General features: G+C 67.3%; 19 protein-coding genes. 12 read left to right on the top strand and 7 right to left on the bottom strand.

What is annotated here, in order from left to right:
* The first annotated feature begins 59 nt into the window (after positions 1-59).
* On the top strand, positions 60-314 hold the full coding sequence (locus tag ACYQ3J_RS06015; protein ID WP_460125821.1) for a DUF2283 domain-containing protein: 255 nt from the start codon (positions 60-62) through the stop codon (positions 312-314).
* Here ACYQ3J_RS06015 and ACYQ3J_RS06010 read toward each other — a convergent pair.
* The 3 genes from ACYQ3J_RS06010 to ACYQ3J_RS06000 all read right to left on the bottom strand — a co-directional run bounded on the left by ACYQ3J_RS06010 (position 311) and on the right by ACYQ3J_RS06000 (position 3409).
* Positions 311-832, bottom strand: coding sequence for a stage II sporulation protein M (locus ACYQ3J_RS06010; RefSeq protein ID WP_460125819.1), 522 nt, complete (start codon positions 830-832; stop codon positions 311-313). The two genes, ACYQ3J_RS06015 and ACYQ3J_RS06010, sit on opposite strands and share 4 nt — an antisense overlap.
* Before the next feature lie 68 nt (positions 833-900).
* Positions 901-2088, bottom strand: a complete 1188-nt coding sequence (locus ACYQ3J_RS06005) for a glycosyltransferase (RefSeq protein WP_460125817.1) — start codon at positions 2086-2088, stop codon at positions 901-903.
* A 124-nt stretch (positions 2089-2212) separates the two neighbouring features.
* Positions 2213-3409 carry an MFS transporter gene (locus ACYQ3J_RS06000; protein ID WP_460125815.1) on the bottom strand — a complete coding sequence of 399 codons (1197 nt, stop codon included), beginning with the start codon at positions 3407-3409 and terminating at the stop codon, positions 2213-2215.
* 233 nt (positions 3410-3642) lie between these two features.
* Between ACYQ3J_RS06000 and ACYQ3J_RS05995 the strand changes: the two genes are divergently transcribed.
* Positions 3643-5001, top strand: a complete 1359-nt coding sequence (locus ACYQ3J_RS05995) for a TrpB-like pyridoxal phosphate-dependent enzyme (protein ID WP_460125813.1) — start codon at positions 3643-3645, stop codon at positions 4999-5001.
* A 37-nt stretch (positions 5002-5038) separates the two neighbouring features.
* Here ACYQ3J_RS05995 and ACYQ3J_RS05990 read toward each other — a convergent pair whose 3' ends face one another.
* Positions 5039-6079 carry a PhoU domain-containing protein gene (locus ACYQ3J_RS05990; protein WP_460125811.1) on the bottom strand — a complete coding sequence of 347 codons (1041 nt, stop codon included), beginning with the start codon at positions 6077-6079 and terminating at the stop codon, positions 5039-5041.
* A gap of 107 nt (positions 6080-6186) precedes the next feature.
* Here ACYQ3J_RS05990 and pstS point away from each other — a divergent pair, with 107 nt between their 5' ends.
* The 5 genes from pstS to ACYQ3J_RS05965 are packed head-to-tail and all read left to right on the top strand — an operon-like array spanning position 6187 to position 10528.
* The gene (gene pstS / locus ACYQ3J_RS05985; RefSeq protein WP_460125809.1) at positions 6187-7368 is read left to right on the top strand and encodes a phosphate ABC transporter substrate-binding protein PstS; all 1182 of its coding nucleotides are present in this window, start codon (positions 6187-6189) and stop codon (positions 7366-7368) included.
* A gap of 29 nt (positions 7369-7397) precedes the next feature.
* Entirely contained in the window at positions 7398-8333 is a 936-nt protein-coding gene (gene pstC / locus ACYQ3J_RS05980) for a phosphate ABC transporter permease subunit PstC (RefSeq protein ID WP_460125807.1), read from the top strand.
* Positions 8314-9159: a phosphate ABC transporter permease PstA gene (pstA, locus tag ACYQ3J_RS05975; RefSeq protein WP_460125805.1), complete on the top strand. Its 846-nt coding sequence runs from the start codon at positions 8314-8316 to the stop codon at positions 9157-9159. Before pstC ends, pstA begins: the two co-directional genes overlap by 20 nt.
* Entirely contained in the window at positions 9159-9926 is a 768-nt protein-coding gene (locus ACYQ3J_RS05970; RefSeq protein WP_460125803.1) for a phosphate ABC transporter ATP-binding protein, read from the top strand. The genes pstA and ACYQ3J_RS05970 overlap by 1 nt, the downstream gene beginning before the upstream one ends.
* Positions 9926-10528 (top strand): phosphate signaling complex PhoU family protein, encoded by a 603-nt coding sequence (locus ACYQ3J_RS05965; RefSeq protein ID WP_460125801.1) that lies wholly within the window; start codon positions 9926-9928, stop codon positions 10526-10528. The genes ACYQ3J_RS05970 and ACYQ3J_RS05965 overlap by 1 nt, the downstream gene beginning before the upstream one ends.
* A 97-nt stretch (positions 10529-10625) precedes the next feature.
* Here the strand turns inward: ACYQ3J_RS05965 and ACYQ3J_RS05960 are convergent, their stop codons facing one another.
* Positions 10626-12425, bottom strand: coding sequence for a chloride channel protein (locus ACYQ3J_RS05960; protein WP_460125799.1), 1800 nt, complete (start codon positions 12423-12425; stop codon positions 10626-10628).
* 193 nt (positions 12426-12618) lie between these two features.
* On the opposite strand from ACYQ3J_RS05960, the gene ACYQ3J_RS05955 reads away from it, so the two are divergent.
* The 5 genes from ACYQ3J_RS05955 (at position 12619) to ACYQ3J_RS05935 (ending at position 17768) form a co-directional block, all read left to right on the top strand.
* Complete coding sequence (locus ACYQ3J_RS05955) at positions 12619-13782, top strand: MFS transporter (protein WP_460125797.1); 1164 nt, start codon at positions 12619-12621, stop codon at positions 13780-13782.
* Positions 13783-14062: 280 nt separating this feature from the next.
* Entirely contained in the window at positions 14063-15340 is a 1278-nt protein-coding gene (locus tag ACYQ3J_RS05950; protein ID WP_460125795.1) for a Clp1/GlmU family protein, read from the top strand.
* Between the two features lie 153 nt (positions 15341-15493).
* Positions 15494-16207, top strand: a complete 714-nt coding sequence (locus tag ACYQ3J_RS05945) for a metallophosphoesterase family protein (protein WP_460125793.1) — start codon at positions 15494-15496, stop codon at positions 16205-16207.
* Between the two features lie 115 nt (positions 16208-16322).
* A complete protein-coding gene (locus ACYQ3J_RS05940) occupies positions 16323-17132 on the top strand; it encodes a class II aldolase/adducin head domain-containing protein (protein WP_460125791.1) in 810 nt (269 codons plus the stop codon).
* 54 nt (positions 17133-17186) lie between these two features.
* Positions 17187-17768, top strand: a complete 582-nt coding sequence (locus ACYQ3J_RS05935; RefSeq protein ID WP_460125789.1) for a DUF998 domain-containing protein — start codon at positions 17187-17189, stop codon at positions 17766-17768.
* 4 nt (positions 17769-17772) lie between these two features.
* Here ACYQ3J_RS05935 and ACYQ3J_RS05930 read toward each other — a convergent pair whose 3' ends face one another.
* Both ACYQ3J_RS05930 and ACYQ3J_RS05925 read right to left on the bottom strand, forming a co-directional pair.
* Positions 17773-19545, bottom strand: a complete 1773-nt coding sequence (locus ACYQ3J_RS05930; RefSeq protein ID WP_460125787.1) for an alpha/beta hydrolase family protein — start codon at positions 19543-19545, stop codon at positions 17773-17775.
* A gap of 57 nt (positions 19546-19602) precedes the next feature.
* Entirely contained in the window at positions 19603-20844 is a 1242-nt protein-coding gene (locus ACYQ3J_RS05925) for an MFS transporter (protein ID WP_460125785.1), read from the bottom strand.
* Between the last annotated feature and the right edge of the window lie 169 nt (positions 20845-21013).

The raw sequence follows: 21013 nt of genomic DNA, 5'->3' as shown, positions 1-21013 counted from the left end.
CGGTAGCACTTAACGCCCGGCAAGCGCCGCCCCAGCGGCCCCTGGAGGGGATCCCCGGCTTGAGCGGAGAGGACAGGCTCAGGGACTTCGAGGAAGCCCTGGATAGGCTGGGCGGCTTGAGGGTGGCCAACCTGAGGGAGGTGTGGATAGAGTACGACAGGGTCTCGGACACTATCTACGTGCACTTTGGGAGGGAGGAGGCGGAGGAGGCCATAATGGTTGACGACGACGTCATAGCCTACGTCACCGGCGACAGGCTGGTGGGGCTGGCGTTCCTGAACGCCTCTAGGAGGCTGGGGCTCGAGTCCCCCTAGCCCTGGAGGGAGGCGCCAGCCCCCGCGAGCCCCATGACGAGGGGCGTCACGTAGGCTTCCACGAACGCCGCGACCGCGAGCAGCGCCGCTACCGCTGCGAGCGTGAGGGCGAGCCTAGCCGCCCCCCTCAACCCTCTGCTCAGGTAGTCCACCGTCACCATCCCCGCCGCCGAGGAGGCTAGGAGCGCGGGCACCTCGAAGACCCCGTGTGGAGCGAGCGCGGCGGCCACCTGGAGCGGGGTCAGCCCCCTCCCCAGCGCGACCGCCGCGACAGCCCCCGCGATGTAGCCGTTCACCAGCACGAGCGCCAGGCCTACGTACAGGATTGAGGCCAGGTAGATCAAGCCGGCGGCCTTCAGGTTGTGGGCGTAGATCGGCCAGAAGGAGAGCGCAACCCTCCCCGCCACCTCCCTTTGAACCAGCTCCACGACCCACTCGCTGGGCTCCGAGAGCCCGGCGATGAAGCCTAGGGTGAACACGGCGAGCGCAGCCGTGAAAGCCGCCTTGAAGCCCTTCATCACCCTCTCCCGGCCCCGCGGCGCTGGGGGCAGGCCCTTCGGCGGGCGGTAATTAAGTCAGCGGGGCCTCACCAGTCGTAGAAGCCCGTGTGGGCCAGGCTCCCGTGCCTCCAGCCCTCGAGTAGGGCCCGGTAGATGCTCAGGTGCCTCCTCGCCACCCTGGGCCACTGGGTCTTCGCCGCGTAGGCGTAGACGCTCGACATGAAGGATGAGGCTTGGTCGTAGTTCTCCCTGAGCCACCTGAGGATCCAGGCTAGCGAGTCGGGATCCCTCGGGGGGACGGTGAGGCCGGGGGCTAGCTGGTACAGCTCGAATAGCCTGGGGACCCTCGTGCCTATGATGGGCTTCAGGCTCCCCATGCTCAGGTGCAGGATCCCGCTCACCGCGTACGCCCCGGGCTTGTCCCTGTAGGGGAGGAGCACGGCATCGGCGAGCGCGGCTAGCTTCAAGATCTGGTCGTGGCTCAGGTACCTCTCTATCAGGACCAGGGACTCCAGGCCCTCCAGCGCTTTAACGGTCTCCCCGCTCCGGACCTCCCCGGCCACGACGACGGTAGCCCACCCGGGCTCCAGCTTCTTCAGAGCCTCGGCGAGGACGTCGAGGCCCTTATCGGGCCTGAGGAAGCCGGGGATGGCTAGAGTCATGCCCCTAAGCCTGCCGGGGTCGAGGCCAACCTCCTCCGCCAGGCTCTTGAGCAGAACCCCCCGCGGGTAGCCTAGGTACTCGTTTATCAGGGTCCCATGGGGGACCCGGTGGATCTTCCAGGGGGGCACCCCCTGGACTTGTAGCTCGTACTCCTGGAGGTGGCTGTGAACCACCACCAGGTCCAGCTCGCCTATGAGCCTCTGGAACCTGAGGGCCTCATCCATACCGCTGAGGGGGTGGTAGACCGTGTGCATCGTGATGGCCACCAGCCTGGCGAGCCTCTCCCTCTTAGCCTCGAGCAGCGCCTCCACGAGGGACTCGCTCGCCCCCTGAATGCCGTACTCGTGCTGGACGTGGAGGACTTCAACTCCCCCGTCCTCGGCCAGCGCGTCGAGGACCCCCGTGAAGTCGCCGGAGAGCCTCTCGTAGGAGGGCCTAACCGTCACCCCGTGCGCCCGGTCCTCGTAGGGCTCCCTCCCGGCCTCGTACGTCGAGTAAACCACGACCCTCAGGTGGGGCGCCACGCTCCTAAGGCTCCCCGCCAGCATCCGGGTATACTCTCCCACCCCGCAGTGCACGGGGGGGTACCTGGAGACGAAGCCTACCCTCAAACCTTGAAGCCACCCCTCGAAGGCGCCCGCGGCGCCCGGAGCCCCCACACCCGTTAGGCCGTTAAGGCGTGGGGGCGGCTCCTGAAGGGTATCTAGCCGCGCCTGCACCTCTTTAACTCCTATCCTAACTCCCACACGGCTCTGCCCTCCAGGGCTGGTGCTTCACCGGGAGGCGCGCCCGGGCCTCTACGGCCCGCAGCGCGGCGAGCGATGTTAAGCCGAGGAGGAGGCAGCCGGCGCCAGCTACGTGAAGCCAGGCCCTAACTCCCAGCGCGTCCATGAAGGGGCCCGCGATTAGGTTCCCCGTGATCCACCCCCCGTTGAATGCTAGGGGGAACAGGCTGGCCGCGGTGTACCTCGCCTCAGCCGGCATCCTCGATATTATGTACCTGTTAGCCGAGACGTTGATGAGGGCGTAGGAGAAGCCCTGGAGCGCCTGGGCGGCAACGGCATCCGCAACCCCGGAGGCGGCCGAGTACAGGTACATCGTGACACCCGTGAGGGCTATGCCGAGGGAGTACGCCGTAACCTCCCTCCTGCGAGCTATCCTCGAGGAGGGGCCTGCGGAGAGTGCTTGAACGGCGGGGTTCACGGCTAGCGCCACGCCGGTGAGGAGCGTTGGGAGGCCCACCATCCTGGAGAATATGATGGAGAGCACGCTGAAAGCCCCCGTGGCGAAGGTGTTCCTCGCCACGAGGACGGCTAGCACAGCCTTAACGCCCAGCGGGGCCTTCCTCAGGGCCTCCAAGACCCCCCTGACCCCGACAGGCCTTGGGGCCCGTGGTGGAGGCTCCGAGGCCGCTACAACCGCAGCCGTGGCCAGGGCCAGGGCGGCGTAGGAGTAGGCCACGGCCGGCCAGCCGGCGTGCTCGTATAGAACCCCGGCGACGAAGGCTCCGAACGCCATGCCCGCGCCCTGGAGGGCGGCGGAGAGCTTGACCCCCTCCCCGACCCCGAAGATCCTCGTGAGGGCCCCCACCGAGACTGGGAACGCCATGGCGGAGCCAAGGGCTTGAAGGCCCCTCAGGGCCGCGAGGGCGGGGAAGGAGGTGGCGTGGGCCAGCTCGACCGACGCGGCCCCCAAGAGGGCCATGCCGGCCACAGTGAACCCCCTGGGCTTGCCGGTGACGTCAGCCAGCACCCCCGCGGCTGGCACAGCGGCTAGGAGCACGGTGAAGTAGACGGCCGCGAGCCCCGTGACCTCGGTGTAGCTGAAGCTGAGCCCGCGAGCGTAGAGGGGGAGCCAGAACCCCACGCTGCCAACGTTGAACATGTAGGTGAAGACCGCTAGAGAGTACGCCGGCCCAGCACTCAACCGCAACCCCAGCGCACCACCGAAGGCTGACCCCAGAGGCAGGGCCCCGCAAGCATAAGGGCCGCAATATATGGAATCCCCCAAGGGGAATGCAGCAAGCCGAGGCCCGCCCACGGAGGCTAACGCTCCTCGACCGCCGTGGCCCCGGGGGGAGGGGAGCGGTGCATGGGCGGGGGTAATCCTTATTAGGCAGTGGGCTGCTCTTCCCGGCCCCTCCTGGTGGGGTTGATGGAGCACCAATGGCGTTAGACTCCCTGAGGTTCGACCTCTCCCCCTCGGAGGTTCCTACCGAGTGGTACAACATCCTCCCGGATCTGCCGGAGCGGGTGCCTCCGCCGCTTGACCCGCGCACGGGCGAGCCCGTCGACCCGGCGAGCCTCGAGAGGATATTCGCCCGGGAGCTTGTGAGGCAGGAGACCTCCATGGAGAGGTTCATCAGCATACCCCCGAAGGTCCGCGAGGCCTACGTCGCCCTTGCTAGGAGGCCTACGCCCCTCTTCAGGGCCAGGAGGCTCGAGGAGTACCTCGGCACCCCGGCTGAGATCTACTACAAGTACGAGGGCGTCACGCCTACGGGGAGCCATAAGGTCAACACCGCGCTGGCCCAGGCCTACTACAACAAGGAGCAGGGGATTGAGAGGCTGGTAACCGAGACTGGGGCGGGCCAGTGGGGCTCAGCCCTAGCCATCGCCGGGGCCTACTTCGACTTGAAGGTCAGGGTATACATGACGCGGAGCAGCTACAAGCAGAAGCCGTACAGGCGCACGCTCATGCAGCTCTACGGCGCCGAGGTGTACCCCAGCCCCAGCGACAGGACCAGCGTGGGGAGGAGGTTCCTCGCCGAGGACCCCGAGCACCCCGGGAGCCTCGGGATAGCGATTAGCGAGGCGATAGAGGACGTCCTCTCCGACGAGAAGGCCAGGTACAGCCTCGGGAGCGTGCTCAACCACGTCCTCCTCCACCAGACAGTCATAGGCCTAGAGGCAAGGAAGCAGCTCGACGAGGCAGGCGTCTACCCCGACGTATTCGTTGGCTGCGTGGGGGGCGGCAGCAACTTCGCCGGCTTCACCTACCCCTTCGTGAGGGACAGGCTCAAGGGGTCGAGCGACTCCAGGTTCATAGCCGTCGAGCCGAGGGCGAGCCCCTCAATGACGCGGGGAGCCTACACTTACGACTACGGCGACAGCGCGGGCCTAACCCCCCTCCTCAAGATGCACACGGTAGGCCACGAGTACAAGGTGCCCCCCATACACGCCGGCGGCCTGAGGTACCACGGCGTAGCGCCGACGCTGAGCATACTCGTGAACCACGGCATAGTCGAGCCCGTGGCCTACCACCAGACTGAGGTCTTCGCCGCCGCCTCCCTCTTCGCCAGGCTAGAGGGCATAGTGCCGGCCCCGGAGACCGCCCACGCCGTGAAGGCCGTGATAGACCTGGCGATCAAGGCGAGGGAGGAGGGTAAGAGGATAGTCATAGCGTTCAACTTCAGCGGCCACGGCCTCCTAGACCTCCAGGGCTACCAGGACTTCATCGAGGGCAAGCTCTCCGACTACGAGCCGGAGGAGCTCCCGATACACAAGAGGCTAGGGGGCAGCTAGCGCACCACCACCCCGCGGGGCCTCCCCGCCGCCCCGGCTACTCTTTACCGCGCGCTGGCAGGGATCCCATGGCCTGCCTTATGCTCTCCAGGTCGATCACGATCTCCGCTATGTCCAGGCTGTAGGCCAGGATCCTCCTGGCGGAGTCGATTATTAGAGCCGCCTCGGGCAGGGGGCTAGTGGCGCCCGGCATCCCCCTGGCCTGGTACTTGTCTATAATCTCCGCAGCCTTCTCAGCAGCCTTCCTGCTCATGCTGATCAGCGCCCTCCCGGAGGTCTCGAAGGCTTTACACGACTCCTTCACCATCGAAAGCACCTCGCCCGGGATCCCCCGCCCCGCGGATAGGAGCCTGGCGGAGTTCTCGGCTATGAGGGCGGTGTGGTCTGCAACCCTCTCAATGCTCTTAACCGCCATGACTAGGAACGGCGCCTCCGCCAGGCTCCTCAGGCCCAGGGTCTGGAAGGGCTCGAGGCCTAGGAGGACCCTGTTAACCATCCTGCCGGCGTAGAGGTAGAGCCTGTCGACCAGCACGTCCCTCTCCGGGATGCCCTTGAGCGACTCCACGCTCCCCAGCTCGGCGGCGTTGATGGCGTCCCTGAGCATGGAGAGCGTAGCCTTGAACGCCCTACCCACCGCCTCCCAGAAGCTTATGAAGCCCGGGTCGACGGTGACGTAGAACTCCATGTACCCCAGGCCCTCCTCGACCAGGGTGAAGCCCAGCATGGTCTCCTCGAGCACGGGCCTGAGGGAGGAGATCCTCCGGTAGAGGCTCGGCGGGTACTCGACCCTGATCCTCGTGAAGCCGGCCAGGTAGGAGGCTACAACCTCCCTGACCACGCTGCCCTCGCTTGCCTCCTCGCCGACGCGGATAACCCTGGAGAGGGGGCCCTTGGCGCCGGCGCCCTTCGGGACTATCCTCAGCGAGCCGTCGGCCATAACCTCGACGCCGACCTTCATCCTAGCCCTCAACCCGTGGAGCCTCGCCCACCAGCTCGGCAGGGTCACGGCGAGGGCGGAGTCCCCGACCTGTATGACGCTCCTCTCCGAGAGCCTCCCGGGGGCGCCGCTCCCCTCCACTACTAGCACCCAAGTACTACTCCTTACACTCCTAAGTAGCTACTTAAACGCTAATAAAACTAGTACAAGCATCATTTAAGCCAACCCGCCGGGCCCCGGAGGGCTTGGTGGATGCATTGGACCAGAGGACCCTGATCATAGGCGGAGTGGCGGCGGTCATCCTGATAGTGCTGGCTGCCGCCGCGGCCGGACTCTTCTCCTCGGGCGGCTCCACCGCCACGACCACGGCCACGGCAACCACCACCCAGGCAGCAACCACGACTACAACCACCGCTCAGGCCGGCGGCACCCACGAGAAGGTGACGATAACCGGCTCCGGCTCCTCCTTCATCGCGCCGCAGATGTACGCCTGGGCCGACCAGATCAAGTCCCAGTACCCGTGGCTGATCGTGGAGTACGAGAGCGTCGGCAGCGGCGCCGGGGTCTCAAACTTCATCAAGGGGCTTAAGGACTTCGGCGCCAGCGACCCCCCGCTACCCCACGACCTCTGGCAGCAGTACCAGGGTAAGGTCATACAGATGCCGGTGATCCTGGGGGCAGTGGTGGTTGTGTACAACATTCCAGAGATCGGCGACGTAAGCCTCAACTTCACGGGCGAGGTGCTGGCCCGCATCTACAAGGGGGAGATCCAGTACTGGGACGACCCCGCGATCGCGCAGCTGAACCCCGCCGTCAAGCTCCCCCACGAGGAGATAGTGGCCGTGCACAGGTCCGACGCTAGCGGGACGACCAACATATTCACGTTCTTCCTCCACAAGGTGGCCCCCGACGTGTGGCCCGAGGACCTAGTGGGTAAGACCGTTGACTGGCCCGTCGACGCCACGGGCAGGGGCGTGGGAGGCAAGGGCAACGAGGGCGTCGCCAGCATACTCAAGTCGACCCCCTACAGCATAGGCTACGTCGAGTGGTCCTACGCCATCAACGCCGGCCTCCCCATGGCGGCGATCCAGAACGCCGCGGGCAACTTCGTGCTGCCGACGAGGGAGGCCATCCAGAGGGCTGCGGCGGCCGCCAAGCTCCCCGACAGCCCCCTGGACGACTTCAGCGGGTTCCTGGACTACATGGTCTACTCCTCCGACCCAGAGGCGTATCCGATAGCGGGGCAGACGTTCCTAATATTCTGGACCGAGTACCCCAAGGAGAAGGTCGAGGCCATCAAGAAGTTCATAGAGTACATTAACACCGTGGGCCAGAGCGAGGGAAACATCGTGGAGGGCTACATCCCGATACCGGAGAACGTGCGCCAGTTCAACCTCAAGGCGCTAGACCTGATTAAAGCGAAGGGGTAGCCCGGGAGTAACCCCCCGGGGTGTGGCGGGTGAGCGCCGCCCCGCGGGAGGACCGCCTCTACTACTACACCCTAGTCCCGTTCGCCTACTTTATCCTAGCCGCCCTCCTCCTGCTGGTAGCGGTTATCCTCTGGAAGGCGGCGCCCGCGTTGAGGCACTACGGCTTAGGCCTGATCACTAGGAACGTGTGGAAGCCCAGCGAGTCGGGCCCCGGAGAGTACGGCCTGCTCGCAGCGATCTACGGCACCGTGGTCTCCGCGGGCATAGCGCTAGCCGTCGCAGTCCCCCTCAGCCTCTCCCTCGTCGTAGCGGTGGAGGAGCTGGCGCCTGCGAGGCTCAGGGACGCGCTCGTCTTCCTGAGCGACGCGGCCGCCGGCATGCCCACGGTGGTGTTCGGCTTGTGGGGCGTCGACGTCCTAGCCCCCTTCCTGAGGGAGCACCTGTACAAGCCCCTCCACGAGAAGCTCGGTTTCCTGCCGCTCTTCTCCTGCAGGCCCCTCAGCGGCGAGTGCCTCCTAACCGCTGGGATACTCCTCGGCTTCATGGTGACCCCGTACATGTTCGCCCTGGTGAGGGAGGCCTACAGGATGATACCCTGGCACCTCAAGGAGGCCGCCCTCTCCGTGAGCGCCGCGTGGTACCAGTACGTGAGGCTCATGCTCGGCATGGTGAAGCCGGCCATAGTCTCGGCCGCCCTCCTGGGCTTCGGGAGGGCCGCGGGTGAGACGGTTGCGGTCTCCCTCGTCGTCGGCAACAGCTTCTCCCTGACGCACTGCCTCCTCGCCCCCGCCTACACGATCTCGGCGCTGATAGCGAACCAGTTCGGCAACGCCCCCTACTACCCGCTGATGACCGAGGTCCTCTTCGCGGGCGGCCTCATCCTGCTCGTGCTAGGCCTCGCCCTCAACTGGCTGGGAGTGTCGATGATGGATAGGGTGAGGAGCATTGCGGGTAGACAGGCGTGAGGCCATGGACTACGCCGCCAAGGCCCTAGTGCTGGCCCTGGCGGTGGCCGCGGTGCTGCCGCTGCTCCACCTCGTAGCCGAGGCCCTGGTGAGGGGCGGCTCCGTCATAGCTAGGGCCGGGGTGAAGTTCTTCACCGAGACCCCGCCGCCGCCGGGCGACAGGGTCTACGGGATCCTAACGAGCCTCACCGGGAGCCTGGAGCTAGCGGCGCTCTCCACGCTCATAGGCATACCCCCAGCGTTCATGGCTGCACTGCTCGCCGTCGAGTTCCCCTCCAGCATCCCGGGGAGGATCGTGAGGGTGCTCTCGAGGAGCCTGCTCGAGGTGCCCACGGTGCTCGTCGGCATGTTCATCTACGCAGTGCTCGTGGTGCCCCTCGGGAAGCCCTCCATACTAGCCGGGTCCCTCGCCCTCGCCCTGGTCATGCTGCCCTACGTCACCACCTACGTGGAGAGCGCCCTGAGGAGCGTGCCCCCAACCTACAGGGAGGCAGGCTACGCCATTGGGATGACGAGGGCGCAGACCGCCTTCAAGGTGGTCGTCCCCATAGCGAGGAGGGGGATAATGACCGGGTTCATCCTCGGCCTCGCGAAGGCCCTCGGCGAGACCGCCCCCCTCCTCTTCACACTCGGCAGGGCGAGGGTGGAGCTGAACCTGAACCCCCTCGGGCCGGGGGACGCCATCCCCCTCCTCATCTACGACTACGCTATGGCTCCCTACGAGAACATGAGGCAGGTCGCGTGGGGGGCCGCGCTCGTGCTCATCCTGATCCTCCTAGCCATCCAGGCCGCGGCTAGGCTGGCGGTGAGGGAGGTGAGGCTCTAGTGCAGGGCAGGGCCTGCGGTGTCTCCCTGGAGGGGGTCAGCGTCTGGTACGAGGAGAGGAGGATCCTCAAGGACGTGAGCCTCAAGGTGCCCCCTGGCAGCGTGCTCGCCGTGATGGGCCCCAGCGGGAGCGGGAAGAGCACGCTGCTCAGGGCGATAAACAGGCTGCTCGACCACGTCCCGGGGGCCAGGGTTGAGGGCCGCATAGTCGTCTGCGGGGTCGACGTGTACAAGGCGAACCCCTACAGGGTGAGGAGGATGATCGGGATGGTCTTCCAGACACCCAACCCCTTCCCCCACATGAGCATCTACGACAACGTCGCCATAGGCCCGAGGCTCCACGGCCTGGCGAAGAGCAGGGAGGAGCTAGACAGGATCGTCGAGTGGGCGCTGAGGGAGGCAATGCTCTGGGACGAGGTCAAGGACAGGCTCCGCGACCCCCCGACGAAGCTGAGCGGCGGCCAGCAGCAGAGGCTCGCCCTCGCCAGGGCGCTCGCGCTGAAGCCCAGGCTCCTCCTCCTAGACGAGCCCACCGCGAACATCGACCCGCAGAACGCGAGGAAACTCGAGGAGTCCATCAGGAGGATAGCGGTCGAGGAGGGGGTGACGGTTATACTCGTAACCCACACCCCCCAGCAGGCCCTCAGGGTGAGCGACTACGCAGCCTTCATATACGAGGGGAGGCTCGTGGAGTTCGGGAAGACGAGGGACCTAGCGCTTAACCCGACCCACAAGCTCACAGCCATGTACTTCAGGGGTGAGCTCTGATGGCCACGCCACGGGAGGCCGAGGCGAGGATAAAGGACCTCATAGCAAGGCTCCACGCCCGCGTGGACGAGTTCTTCGGGGAAATACTAGAGTCCATCAAGGCGGGGAGGAGGCTGAGCCTAGACGCGGTTGACGAGAAGCTGGCCCTAATAGAGGAGCTTAGGCTGAACACCGCCATAGAGTCACTCCTCTACATTGCCAGGTGGCAGCCCCTAGGCAGGGACCTAGCCAGGGCGGAGGGCTACATCAGGACATCCTACAGCCTCTACAGGATCGCACGGTACCTCAGGGAGATAGCAAGGCTAGACGAAGCCACAGGCCCCCTCAGAGAGGCAGGCGTCAACCTCGACGCCCTAGCGAAAGCCAGGGAAATGACGAGCAACGCAGTCAAGGCGCTGCTAGAGGAGAACACCTGGCTCGCCAACGAGGTGGAGAAGGCGGACAAGGACATAGACAAGTACTACGAGGAGTCACTCAAGAAGCTAAACCAAGACCCCATACCGAGAAACACCGCAATACAAGCACTATTCGCCCGACACGTCGAGAGAATAGCAGACCATGCCACCTACATAGCGGAGCTACTAACCAACCCCATCAAGTAACAACAAGGAACAACCCAAACCCTTCACTCTCACTCGTATCTCCGCGATAGAATTAAAGTGAATAAGAGGTGGATTTGGGGTTGGTCTTGTGGGGATGTTAGGGTGCTTCTTCTCTCTCCATGGCTAATTTTATTGCTTTGGCGATGTCTCTCAGGGTTATGATTCCTATTAGCTTCTTCTCGTTGCCTCTCTCGACTACTGGGAGTCTCTCTATGTCTCTGGCTTCCATTTTCTCTAGTGCTTCCCTGATGGTTTCGTCGGGGTATGCTACTACTAGGTCCTTGGTTGCTATGTCTATTGCGCGTAGCTTGGCTAGCTCTTCTCTGGTGTAGGTTTTCCTTGCTCTCTCCACGTCGGTCCTTGTTATTATCCCAACGAGTTCCCCGGCGTCGTTGACTACGGGGTATCCTCCGTAGGGGTTTTCCTCGAACATGGTCTCTACGAGGGTGAATGGTGCGTCGTGTCGTATGGTCACTACTCTCCTGGTCATCACCTCCCCTACTCGGACCGCGTCGAGTATGTAGGATGTGAACATTCTCACCTTGATGCCCTCCTTCTCCAGCCCGAGCGTGTAGAGCGAGCTGCCCTTCATGAACACCCATGATGCTAGGAAGCTTGTGCCGACCGAGGCCATGATTGGGGGTATCAGGGTGTAGCTCCTGGATATCTCGGGGATCATGACTATCATGCATAGGGGGGCCTGGCTGGCGCCCGCGAAGAGGGAAGCCATCCCGGCTAGGATGTAGCCGAGCCTATCCGTCACTATGCCGGGGGCTATGCGGGCGTAGAGCTCCCCCAGCGCGCCCCCGAACATGGAGCCTATGTAGAGGCTGGGGGCGAGGACGCCGCCGCTGCCCCCGCTGCCGACGGTGAACGCCGTGGCCACCATCTTAACCACGCCCAGCGTCGCCATGAAGCCCGCGGGTATGAAGCCGTTCAGCGCCTTCTGAACCCCCTCGTAGCCGCTGGCCCCTATGCCGTAGCCCGGGAAGAGGGCTAGGAACACCCCGGCCACCAGGCCGCCGAGGGCGGGCTTCACGGGCCGGGGCACCGGCAGCTTGGAGAAGAACTCTGAGACCGTGTGGAAGAGCCTGACCCATGCCACAGCTATCAGCCCGATGACGGCTCCGTGGAGCATGTAGAACAGGAGCTCCACGGGCCTCCACGCGGGGATGTAAGGGATCACGACCGTCAGCTCCGGCCCGAGGATTAGGGAGGTCGTGGAGGCACCCACTACTGAGGCTAGCACGACCGGCACCGCGTCGAAGGGGCCGAAGCCCCTGAGGAGTATCTCCATCCCGAAGAGGGCGCCCCCGAGGGGGGCGTTGAAGGTGCCCGCTATGCCCGCGGAGAGGCCGCTGGCGACGAGGAGCCTGATCTCGTGGGCGTTGAGCCCGGCGATCTGGCCGATGGTCGAGCCTATCGAGGCTCCGATCTGGGCTATGGGCCCCTCCCTGCCGGCGCTCCCCTGGGATCCCAGCGTTATCGATGACGCTATCGCCTGCACCGCCGCGACTCTAGCCCTTATCCTCCCGCCATGGCGGATGACGGCCTTTATGACCTTCGGGACCCCCTCCCCCCAAGCCTCCGGCGCCAGGGCGAGCACGAGGGGGCCCACGATGAGGCCTCCGATGGCTGGCAGGAACACGAGCGCCAGGATCTCGCTGTGGAGGAGCGACCCCAGCGCGGGGGCCAGGTGGCCAACGAAGAACTCGCGCGAGACCTCGATGAGCTTCCTGAGGACTACGGCGCCGAGCCCCCCGCCCACGCCTGCGATTATTGCGAGGGCGTCCAGGAACAGCATTCTCCGCATAGCCGCCTTGTGCGTTAAACGGGCTGAAGCAGCCACAGCCGGCACCCCTGAAAGCTTCAGGCCTAGGCTAAGCCACCCACTCAACCATGCCCAGCCGCGGGGGCTCCCCGGCAAATAAGGCTTAAGCGGCTCGCGAAGCCGGCGGGGGCGCGCCTCGACCTGGAGTCGCAGCGGGAGTGCCTCGCGGCAACTCCGCTTAAAGAGGGGCTGCGCCGCTCCGAGGCCCAGCCAGGCGTCATGGGTGGGGCTGGCGTTTAAGCCTGGGGGTACGCCGTTCATGGGTAGGAGGGCTCGGAGGGCGGCGCTGGCGGCGTTCGCTGCGCTCTCGCTCACATCCCTCTTCGCTGACGCCACGTACGAGGGCGCCAGGAGCGTCTCGGGCCCGTTTCTAGAGTACCTAGGCGCCGGGATCCTGGCGGCGGGCGCCCTGAGCGTTGGGGACTTGATAGCCTACGCCGGCAGGGTGGCGGGGGGGATCCTCGCCCACAGGTCCGGGAGGCCCGGGGTCTACTGGCTCCTCGTGTTCACTGGCTACACCGTGAACCTCGTCGCCGTCCCTCTCCTCGCCCTCGCCGGAAGGTGGTGGGAGGCCTTCGCCCTCTACACCGTGGAGAGGGTGGGGAAGGGGGTGAGGACCGCGCCGAGGGACGCCATACTCGCCTCGGTCGCGGAGGACCTCGGCCCCGAGAGGAGGGGGTTAATCTTCAGCCTCCACGAGACCGCCGACCAGGTGGGGGCGCTCGCCGGGGGCCTCATAGTCGCGGCGGCGCTCGTCAAGGCGGGATCCTACAGGCTGGCCTTCACCATCCTCGCGGTCCCGGCCGCCGCGGCGCTCGCCTCGCTCGCGGCGGCCTACCACTGGTACCCGGAGCCCAGGGTCTCCAGGCCCCCCGGGGGCCCCGGGCGGCCCGCGGTGCCCGGGTGGGCGGCTGGCCTCTCGCTCGCCGCGGGGCTGGGGATGGCTTCATTCATGCACTGGGGGCTCGCCTCCTACAGGCTCTCAACCCTCGGGATCCCGGCGGGGGAGGTGGCGCTCCTCTACACCGCCGCCATGGCCGCAGACGCCGCCGCGGCGCTGCCCATAGGCGTCCTCTACGACAGGAGCCCCGCGGCCACGCTCGCCCTCGGACCCCTCGCCTCCGCAGCCGCCACCACGCTCCTAGCCCTCCAGGCGAGCCCCCTCGCGGCGTCGCTGGCCTGGGGCGTGGCGATGGCGTTCTACGAGACGGCCTTCAGGGCTTCAGCGGCGAGGGCGCCGCCCGAGTCGAGGGCGGCGGTGTACACGATGCTCTACGCCTCAATGGGGGCCGGCTGGACTCTGGGCAACATCGCCCTAGCCAGGCTCCTCGCCAACCCCCACGCCGCGGCGAGCCTAGCCTGGGCCCTCGCCGCGGCCGGCGCGCTAACAGCGCTCCTGAAGGCCGGGGAGAAGCGGCTCTGAACCCCTCCCGGGTCCCCACGCACCGGCGGCCGCCCCATCCCCGCGGGACGGGGGCGGTACGCACTCAAGACCCACCCCATCACCCCTCCGCGAGTGGAGGGGTTAGGCTCTGCCGAGCTCTTCACCCGCAGCCCCCGCCACGCGGGGCGCGGGGCGGCCGCCGTGGAGGGGCCCCTTCTCTAGCTGGGGCGGGGCCGGGGCTTAAGCTTAGCCTCGGCGGCCGGGTTAACGCCTTAGCTCCGCGCCTCCACACCCCCGGGCCTCGGGGGGTGCCGGCGGCTTGAGGGTTAGGGTTGACCTCGACGCGGGGGAGGCTCTCCGGGTCTTCGGCCCCGCCCGCGTCGTGGTTGAGGGCGGCTTGGTCAGCCTCCTCGGGGCGGAGCTCGTTCGGGGCGACGTGGTTGACGTCGACGAGTACAGGAGCTACCTGCTGAAGGCTCTGGAGCCCTCCAGCGTGACGGTCTCGCTCTCGGGGGAGGGCAGGCTGGAGGCGCCGGTGGAGGGGGAGGTCCACTACGACTCGTGGCTTGAGGCGGCTGAGTCGGTGATCGAGGGCTGCGGGGGGCCCTGCAGGGTCGTCGTCGGCCCGGTCGACGCGGGTAAGACGAGCTTCGCGGCGATGCTCTCGAACAGGGCGCTCGCCCGCGGCCTGATCCCGGCGGTTATAGACGCAGACGTAGGCCAGGCCGACATTGGCCCCCCGGGCTTCGTCGCCCTCGGCGTCCCCGACAGCTGGGTCGCCTGGCTGAGGAGCCTCGACCCGGTGGATCTCAGGTTCATCGGCTCCATCGAGCCCGGCCCCGTGGCTGGGAGGATTATCTCCTCCACCGCCCTCCTCGCCGAGAGGGCTAGGAGGCACGACGCCGGAGTCGTCGTGGTCGACACCGACGGCTGGGTGGAGGGCTGGCAGGCCCTCGAGTTCAAGGCGGACCTTGCCAGGGCGCTCGACGCCGACTACGTCGTAGTCGTTGGGAGCGAGGAGCTGGCGGGCTACATGAGGAGGGCGACGGCTGCGACGGTCCACAGCATCCCCTCGCCGGAGGCGAAGGCTGAGCGGGACAGGAGGGCGAGGAGGGAGCTGAGGAGCAGGAACTACGCCCGATTCCTCCGGGGCGCGGAGGTCGCGGTGAACCTGAGGCGCGTCCCCGTCCAGGGCAGCTGCCTCTTCACGGGCGAGCCCGTGGACGGCAAGCTGGCGAGGGAGGCCGAGTCCACGCTCGGCCTCCCCGTCCTCGCGGCGTCGAGGTACCCCGGCGGGGTCTGCGTAGCCGTGGACTCCCCGGAGCCGCCGGACCAGGGGCTCGTGAGGCAGCTCCAGCGCCGCCTCGGCGGGGAGGTCATCGTGGTCTACACCGGCGGCTTCCGGGGGATCCTCGCGGCGCTCACAGACGGGGAGGGAGTCGACTGGCCCGCCATGCTGCTAGACGTAGACCTAGAAACCGGGGAGGCAGTGTTCCAGACCAGGCACGAGGTCGATGCCAGGAGAGTGACCTTCGGCAGGCTGAAGCTCGACCCGGAGAAGCTCACGGAGGAGGTGAGGGGCAGGATCCTCATCTAGCCCCCCGGGCTTAAAGAGCGCCGGGGAGGGGTAGCAGCTAGCACGGGGCCAGTGAAGAGCGATGGGCAGCCCGACCCCCGCGGGGGGATGGGGTGCCATTGTAGCCCCGAGGCCCCTTCAAGCGCGGCGCCTCCCGGGAGGGGCGGGGCCGGCATGGTGGTGCTCGCTGCGTTCGCGGACGTCCACTCCCCCGTCTACCTCGGCCTCCTTAGGAGCGCCCTGGCGGGGGCGGGCTTCAAGCCGTGCGCCGTCCTCTTCGCTGGGGACCTCGTCGATAAGGGGAGGGCGGCCGCGGCGGAGCCCGTCGCCAGCCTCCTGAGGGAGAAGTGGCCCGGGATCCCGGTCGTCGCTGTGCCGGGTAATGAGGACTACGAGGAGGTTATGGATGAGATCAAGAGGAGGACGCCGGGGTTCAAGTGGCTGGAGGACGAGTACACCGTTGTCGACTGCGGCGGCGAGGCGGTGGCGGTCGTGGGCACCCGGGGGGCGCTCGACAGGCTGACGAGGTGGCAGAGGAGGCACAAGCCCCACCTGGAGAGGGTGTACCGGGAGAGGCCCCAGCTCATAGCCAGGCTGATCGACGAGGCGAGGAGGGAGGCGGGGAGGGTGGTGCTCCTCAGCCACTACGCGCTGGCGAGGGCGACGCTCCGCGGCGAGGATCCCAGGATATGGCCGGAGCTGTACAGCAGCAGGATGGAGAGGGTGGTCGCGGAGAAGCGCCCCGACGCGGCGGTGCACGGCCACGCGCACAAGGGCACCCCGAGGGCGCTCGTCGCCGGGGTCCCCGTGTACAACGTAGCCCTACCCCTTAACAGGAGGATAGTTGAGGTGGAGCTGCGCCCCCGCGGCTTGGAGGCGTTCCTCTAGCACCCCCCGCCGGGGGGCGCGTTGCAAAAGCGATATATGGCCTAGGCCCCTCGACGCTCCAGTCGGGTGGCCGGTACTGAGGCTTGACGCCCGCCTGAAGCTCCTGCTCTCGACCATGGCCGTCGTCGCCCTAGTAGTCCCGGTCGTGGCCCTCTTCAGGGACATCCTGGGCTGGAAGGCTTCGGTGGGCCTGATAGCGGCCTCCTGGGCGGGCATCTACCTCCTGCTAGCCAGGCTCGCGGCAACCGCCCTCGGCGGCCTGGCGAGGATAGCGGAGGCCCTGGAGCAGGCGGGCGGCGTGGCAGTGGATGAGGCCGTGGAGGAGCTTGCCGGGATCCCCTACCGGGAGGACGAGGGCCTCGAGGGGGTCGACGACCCCGAGGGGGAGCTCTTCGTGTGGGCGCTCGCGAGGAGCCTCTACAAGGGCATGGGCGGCGGCGAGGACGTTGTACTAGTCGTGGTTGACGAGGGGATACCAGTCACTGCCTACCCCCCGGAGGCCTACATGGAGGTCGACAGCGAGGAGGTCGAGGCCCAGGAGCCGCCCAGGGCCGAGAGGGATCCCGAGGCGGGCATGGTGGTAGTCACCCTCTCCCCCAACCAGTTCCTCCAGCTCTCCAGGGCGGCCAAGACCGGCGAGGGGGAGAGCCTTGTGGTGGAAGACTATGGCACGCTTAAGACCCTCTACTCGCTCGCGAAGGCGCTGGCGGAGGCCATAACCGGCCCCGGCCCCCTGGCCTCCTACGTCGCGTACAAGGCGATACTCAAGGCCCACGAGAGGGGGTACATACGCTTCAACCCCGAGGGGCTCCTCGACAAGCTGCCCCTGGAGGACTCCCACACGAGGAGGAGGGTGAGGGAGCAGGTCTCGGAGGAGCTAAGCCTCCACAACAGCGGCAAGGGGAAGGCCGGGAAGGCCGGCTGAAACGCGCCGAAGCCTCGCCGGCGCCCGCCGGAACGGCGGGGAGGGGTTTGAGCCTTGGGGAGGCGCGTGTGCCTACTCGGCCCGGTCGCCGCCGTCACTGCGTGGGTGGTCATCGCCGCCGCCTGGGCGGTGAACAGGGACTGGTTCGTCTTCACGAGGAACGCCTTCAGCGACCTGGGAGGGGAGGGGGCGAGGCACCCCTGGCTCTTCAACTACGGCCTCGTAGCCACCGGCGTCTTGGTCGCAGCGTTCTCGGCTTGCCCCTACTCGCTCGCCCGAGACAAGCTAGAGGTCCTCGGGGCCGGCCTGCTCCAAGTGGCCGGGGTCTTCCTGGCCCTCATCGGCCTGTTCCCCGAGGGGACTAGGCCCCACGCCTTCGTCTCCGTGTGGTTCTTCATACAGATGGACGCCGCCCTAGCGGTCCTCGCGGCCGGGGCCTACAGGGCCACCCGGGACCCCCGGGCGCTCGCCGCCCTCGCCCTGTCGCTCGCAGGGTTCCCCGTGTACGCCGCCGTCGAGCTGGCCCTGGGGTGGCCCAGCATAGCGTCGGCCGAGGCGTACGGTGCAATCGTTATAGACGCCGCGACGATACTCCTAACCCTAAACTACCTAAGCTACGCGAGGCGGGCGGCTTAGCGGCTCAGGGGCCCCCGGGGGACGCCTCGGCTCTCGCGAGGAAGAGCAGCGCCGGCAGCAGTATCTTCACGGCCTCCTCCATGGTTGTGATCGCGTGGCCCATGTCCGGGGCTATGTGGGCCTCGAAGCTCTTCCCCTTCTCGAGCGCCTTCTCCATGAACCTGAGCACCGGCTTGAGGGGGGTCCTGGAGTCGTTCTGGGGGTGGATTATGCAGAGCGGGTCCCTGAGGTTGTCGACGTAGCTGGCGGGGCTCCTCTCCGCCCAGAGGTCCCTCCTGCCGGCGAAGAGGAGGTCTATGAACCCCTTGAAGGCGGCGTCGCTCAGCTCGTACATCTCCCCCCAGTCCACTATGCCCGCCCCTGCGACGCCCGCCCTGAAGAGGCCCGGCTTCCTGGTGAGGGCGCAGAACGCCATGTAGCCGCCGTAGCTGTAGCCCATGACGTAGACCCTGCTCGCCAGCCCGGACTCCAGGGCCCACCTCGCCGCGGCCGCCACGTCCTCCAGCTCGCCGCCGCAGGGGTCGCCTATTATCTTGAGCCTCCACTCGTCCCCGTAGCCCGTGCTCCCCCTGTAGTTGGGCATGACGACGTGGAATCCCGCGGCCGCGAGGCTGGCGGCGGTGACGTTCCACTCGTCGGCGTACTCGGAGAAGGGGCCGCCGTGTACCAGTACCACCGCGGGCCCCGGCTCCGGGGCGGAGCCGCTCCTCAGCACGAACACCGGCACCCTGGAGCCGTCGAAGCTCTCGACCTCCACGTATGCGCTCTCCCCCAGCCTGGAGTCGAGCCACCCCGGCTTCCCGCCGGAGAGGAGGACCCTGACCTCCCCCGTCTCCGGGTCGGACTCGTACACGCTGGGGGGCGACTTGAGGCTGCTGTGGCTGAACACGACCCTGCCGTCGACGAGGTAGGCGGAGTAGTGCACCCCCTCGGGCGCTGGGATCCTCCGGCCGTCGACGAAGACCGCGCTCCTCCCCCTCCTCCTGGCCACCGCCACGAGCCTCCCCTCGGGGGTGAAGCCCAGGTAGTTGAAGGCCACCGGCTTGAACGCCTCGAGGTCCCGGTGGGGTAGGCTTAGCTCTGCGTCCTCCGTGGAGGCGGGGTCGAGGACCCTCAGCTCCGCCCCCTCCCCCGCCTCCACGGCGTAGACCACCCTACCCCCGTGGATCACGGCGTGCGAGACACTGCCGCCCCCCGCCTCCTTGAAGCGGAGGGATCCCTCCTCCAAGTCCGCCACGAGGAGCCGCCCCACCCCGGGCTTGTCGGGGGCGAGGTAGACTCCGACGGCGAAGCGGCCCTCCACGCCGGTGACAATGGGCAGCCCCGGCGCCGAGGCGACCCTCCACGCCTCCCCCTCCCTCGCAGCGTAGACAGCCGCCTCCTCCCCGGTGGAGGCGGTGAAGGCAACGGTCACCCCGCCATCCGCCGCCCCAATGATCCTCATGGGCTCCAAGCCTGGCGCGAGCGGCTCCTCCCCAGGCCTGTCGACGTCGACTCTAACCAGGACCCCCTGCTCCCTGCCCCTAGCCACGTCCCTAACGAACACCACCCGCCTAGCACCGTAGGGGGGCTCGACGTGCCAGTTGACTCGGCCCCTGTTCAGCTTGGCAAGACCCCCGGAGCCCCTGTAGTCGTAGGAGTAGAGGTTGACCCCACCCTCCCTGAACGCTGGGACCAGGAGCCTGCCGCCCGCGAGGACCCCGCCCACGTTGAACCTCTCAATCGACAGGATCTCCTCGAGCGCCCCCACTATCTCGCGGTAGGATGGGCCAGCCAAGACGAGGCACACCCACCCGAACGCCCCGGGGCCCCTGGGGGTCTATTAGCGCTTCGACTACGCGCCCCGCAGGCCGCGGGGCTCCGGGGGCTGCGGCAGGCCCGCGGGACCGCGGGCCCGGGCTTGCCCCGTAGGGGGCGCCCCGGCCTCGACGCCCCTGAGGGCGGTGAGGGCGTAGGCCGCGGCGGCTGCTAGGAGGATGGCGCTGGAGGCGAAGGGCGCCCAGGGGGCTAGCGAGTCGTAGAGGTAGCCGCCCACGTAGGGGGCTGGGGCGCCTGCGAGGCTCCTCGCGGTGTTCGCAGCTGCGTAGGCTCCCCCGTGCCCCCCCGTGATTTTGGCTATTAGCTTGTTGTAGGCGGGTATCCAGGACGCCACGCTGGAGCCCGTCAGGACGGCGGCCGCCACAGCCCTCTGCCAGGGCTCGGGGGCGGCGTAGAGCAGCGCGGCGGCGAGGCCGAGGGACTCGCTGGCGGCGAGCACCGCCCAGGATCCCGCCCTGTCCGTGGCCCTCCCCGTGATGGGTAGGAGCAGGGTCTGCGTCACGCCCGCGAGCGCGACTATGTAGCCGACCTCGTCCTCCCTGTAGCCCGCGGCGTAGAGGTGGGCGCTGAGCAGGGGGAACCAGAGGCTCCACGCGAATCTGTCGATGGAGGCGAAGCCCAGGACCAGGGAGAACCCCCGGGGCGGGCGGAGGAGGTGGCGGTACGACTCCGCGACGCTCCTGGGCTTCGAGGGGGACTTGACGGGAACGCTTAGAGTAGTGAAGGCGGCTAGCCCCGCCAGCGTCGAGGCCGCCAGGGCCTGGAACGCCAGGCGGAACCCGTACCGGCTGGCGAGGAGGCCCGCGAGTGCGGGGCCAACTATCCTCATCGCGCTGAACGCGCTGCTAGTCACCCCCACGGCGGAGCCGAAGCCCGCGACTCCGACGCTGGCGGCTAGGAAGCCCATCCTAGCCGGCTGGCCCGCCATGAAGCTGAGCTGGAAGATGCCGTAGGCCAGCCCCAGCCAGGCGAGGCTCCCCGAGTAGGCGGCCACCAACGGAGCGACAGCCGCTAGGAGCCCCATCAGGGCAACCATGAGCCTGGGGCCGTACCTGTCTATCACGTAACCCATGAGGGGGAGGATCAAAGCCAGGGCCAGGCTCGAGGCGGATATCACGCCCCCAATAGCGTTCATCGAGTAGCCGAGGCGCTTCATGTACATGGAGAAGAGCGTCATGAACCCGCCGACCGTGACACCCCGCAGAGCGTTGAAGACTGCGAGCGCAACAACGTTTCTGTGAAGCCGCGGCCCCGGCACCCCCGAGCACCCTTAAACCCGCAACGCCCCAGGCCTAAGGGGTTATAACGCAGAGAACCCAAGGGACCCAGCAAGCCCTAAGATGGCCGGGCCGGTCTCCAGTTAGACTCCAAGCCCTGCCCGGCAGCCCCGGGGGAGCCCAGTCTCTTCCGCGGCAGGCGCTAGCCCG

Source organism: Stetteria hydrogenophila, from assembly GCF_054657575.1.
This window is presented reverse-complemented; position numbering and strand designations above follow the sequence as displayed.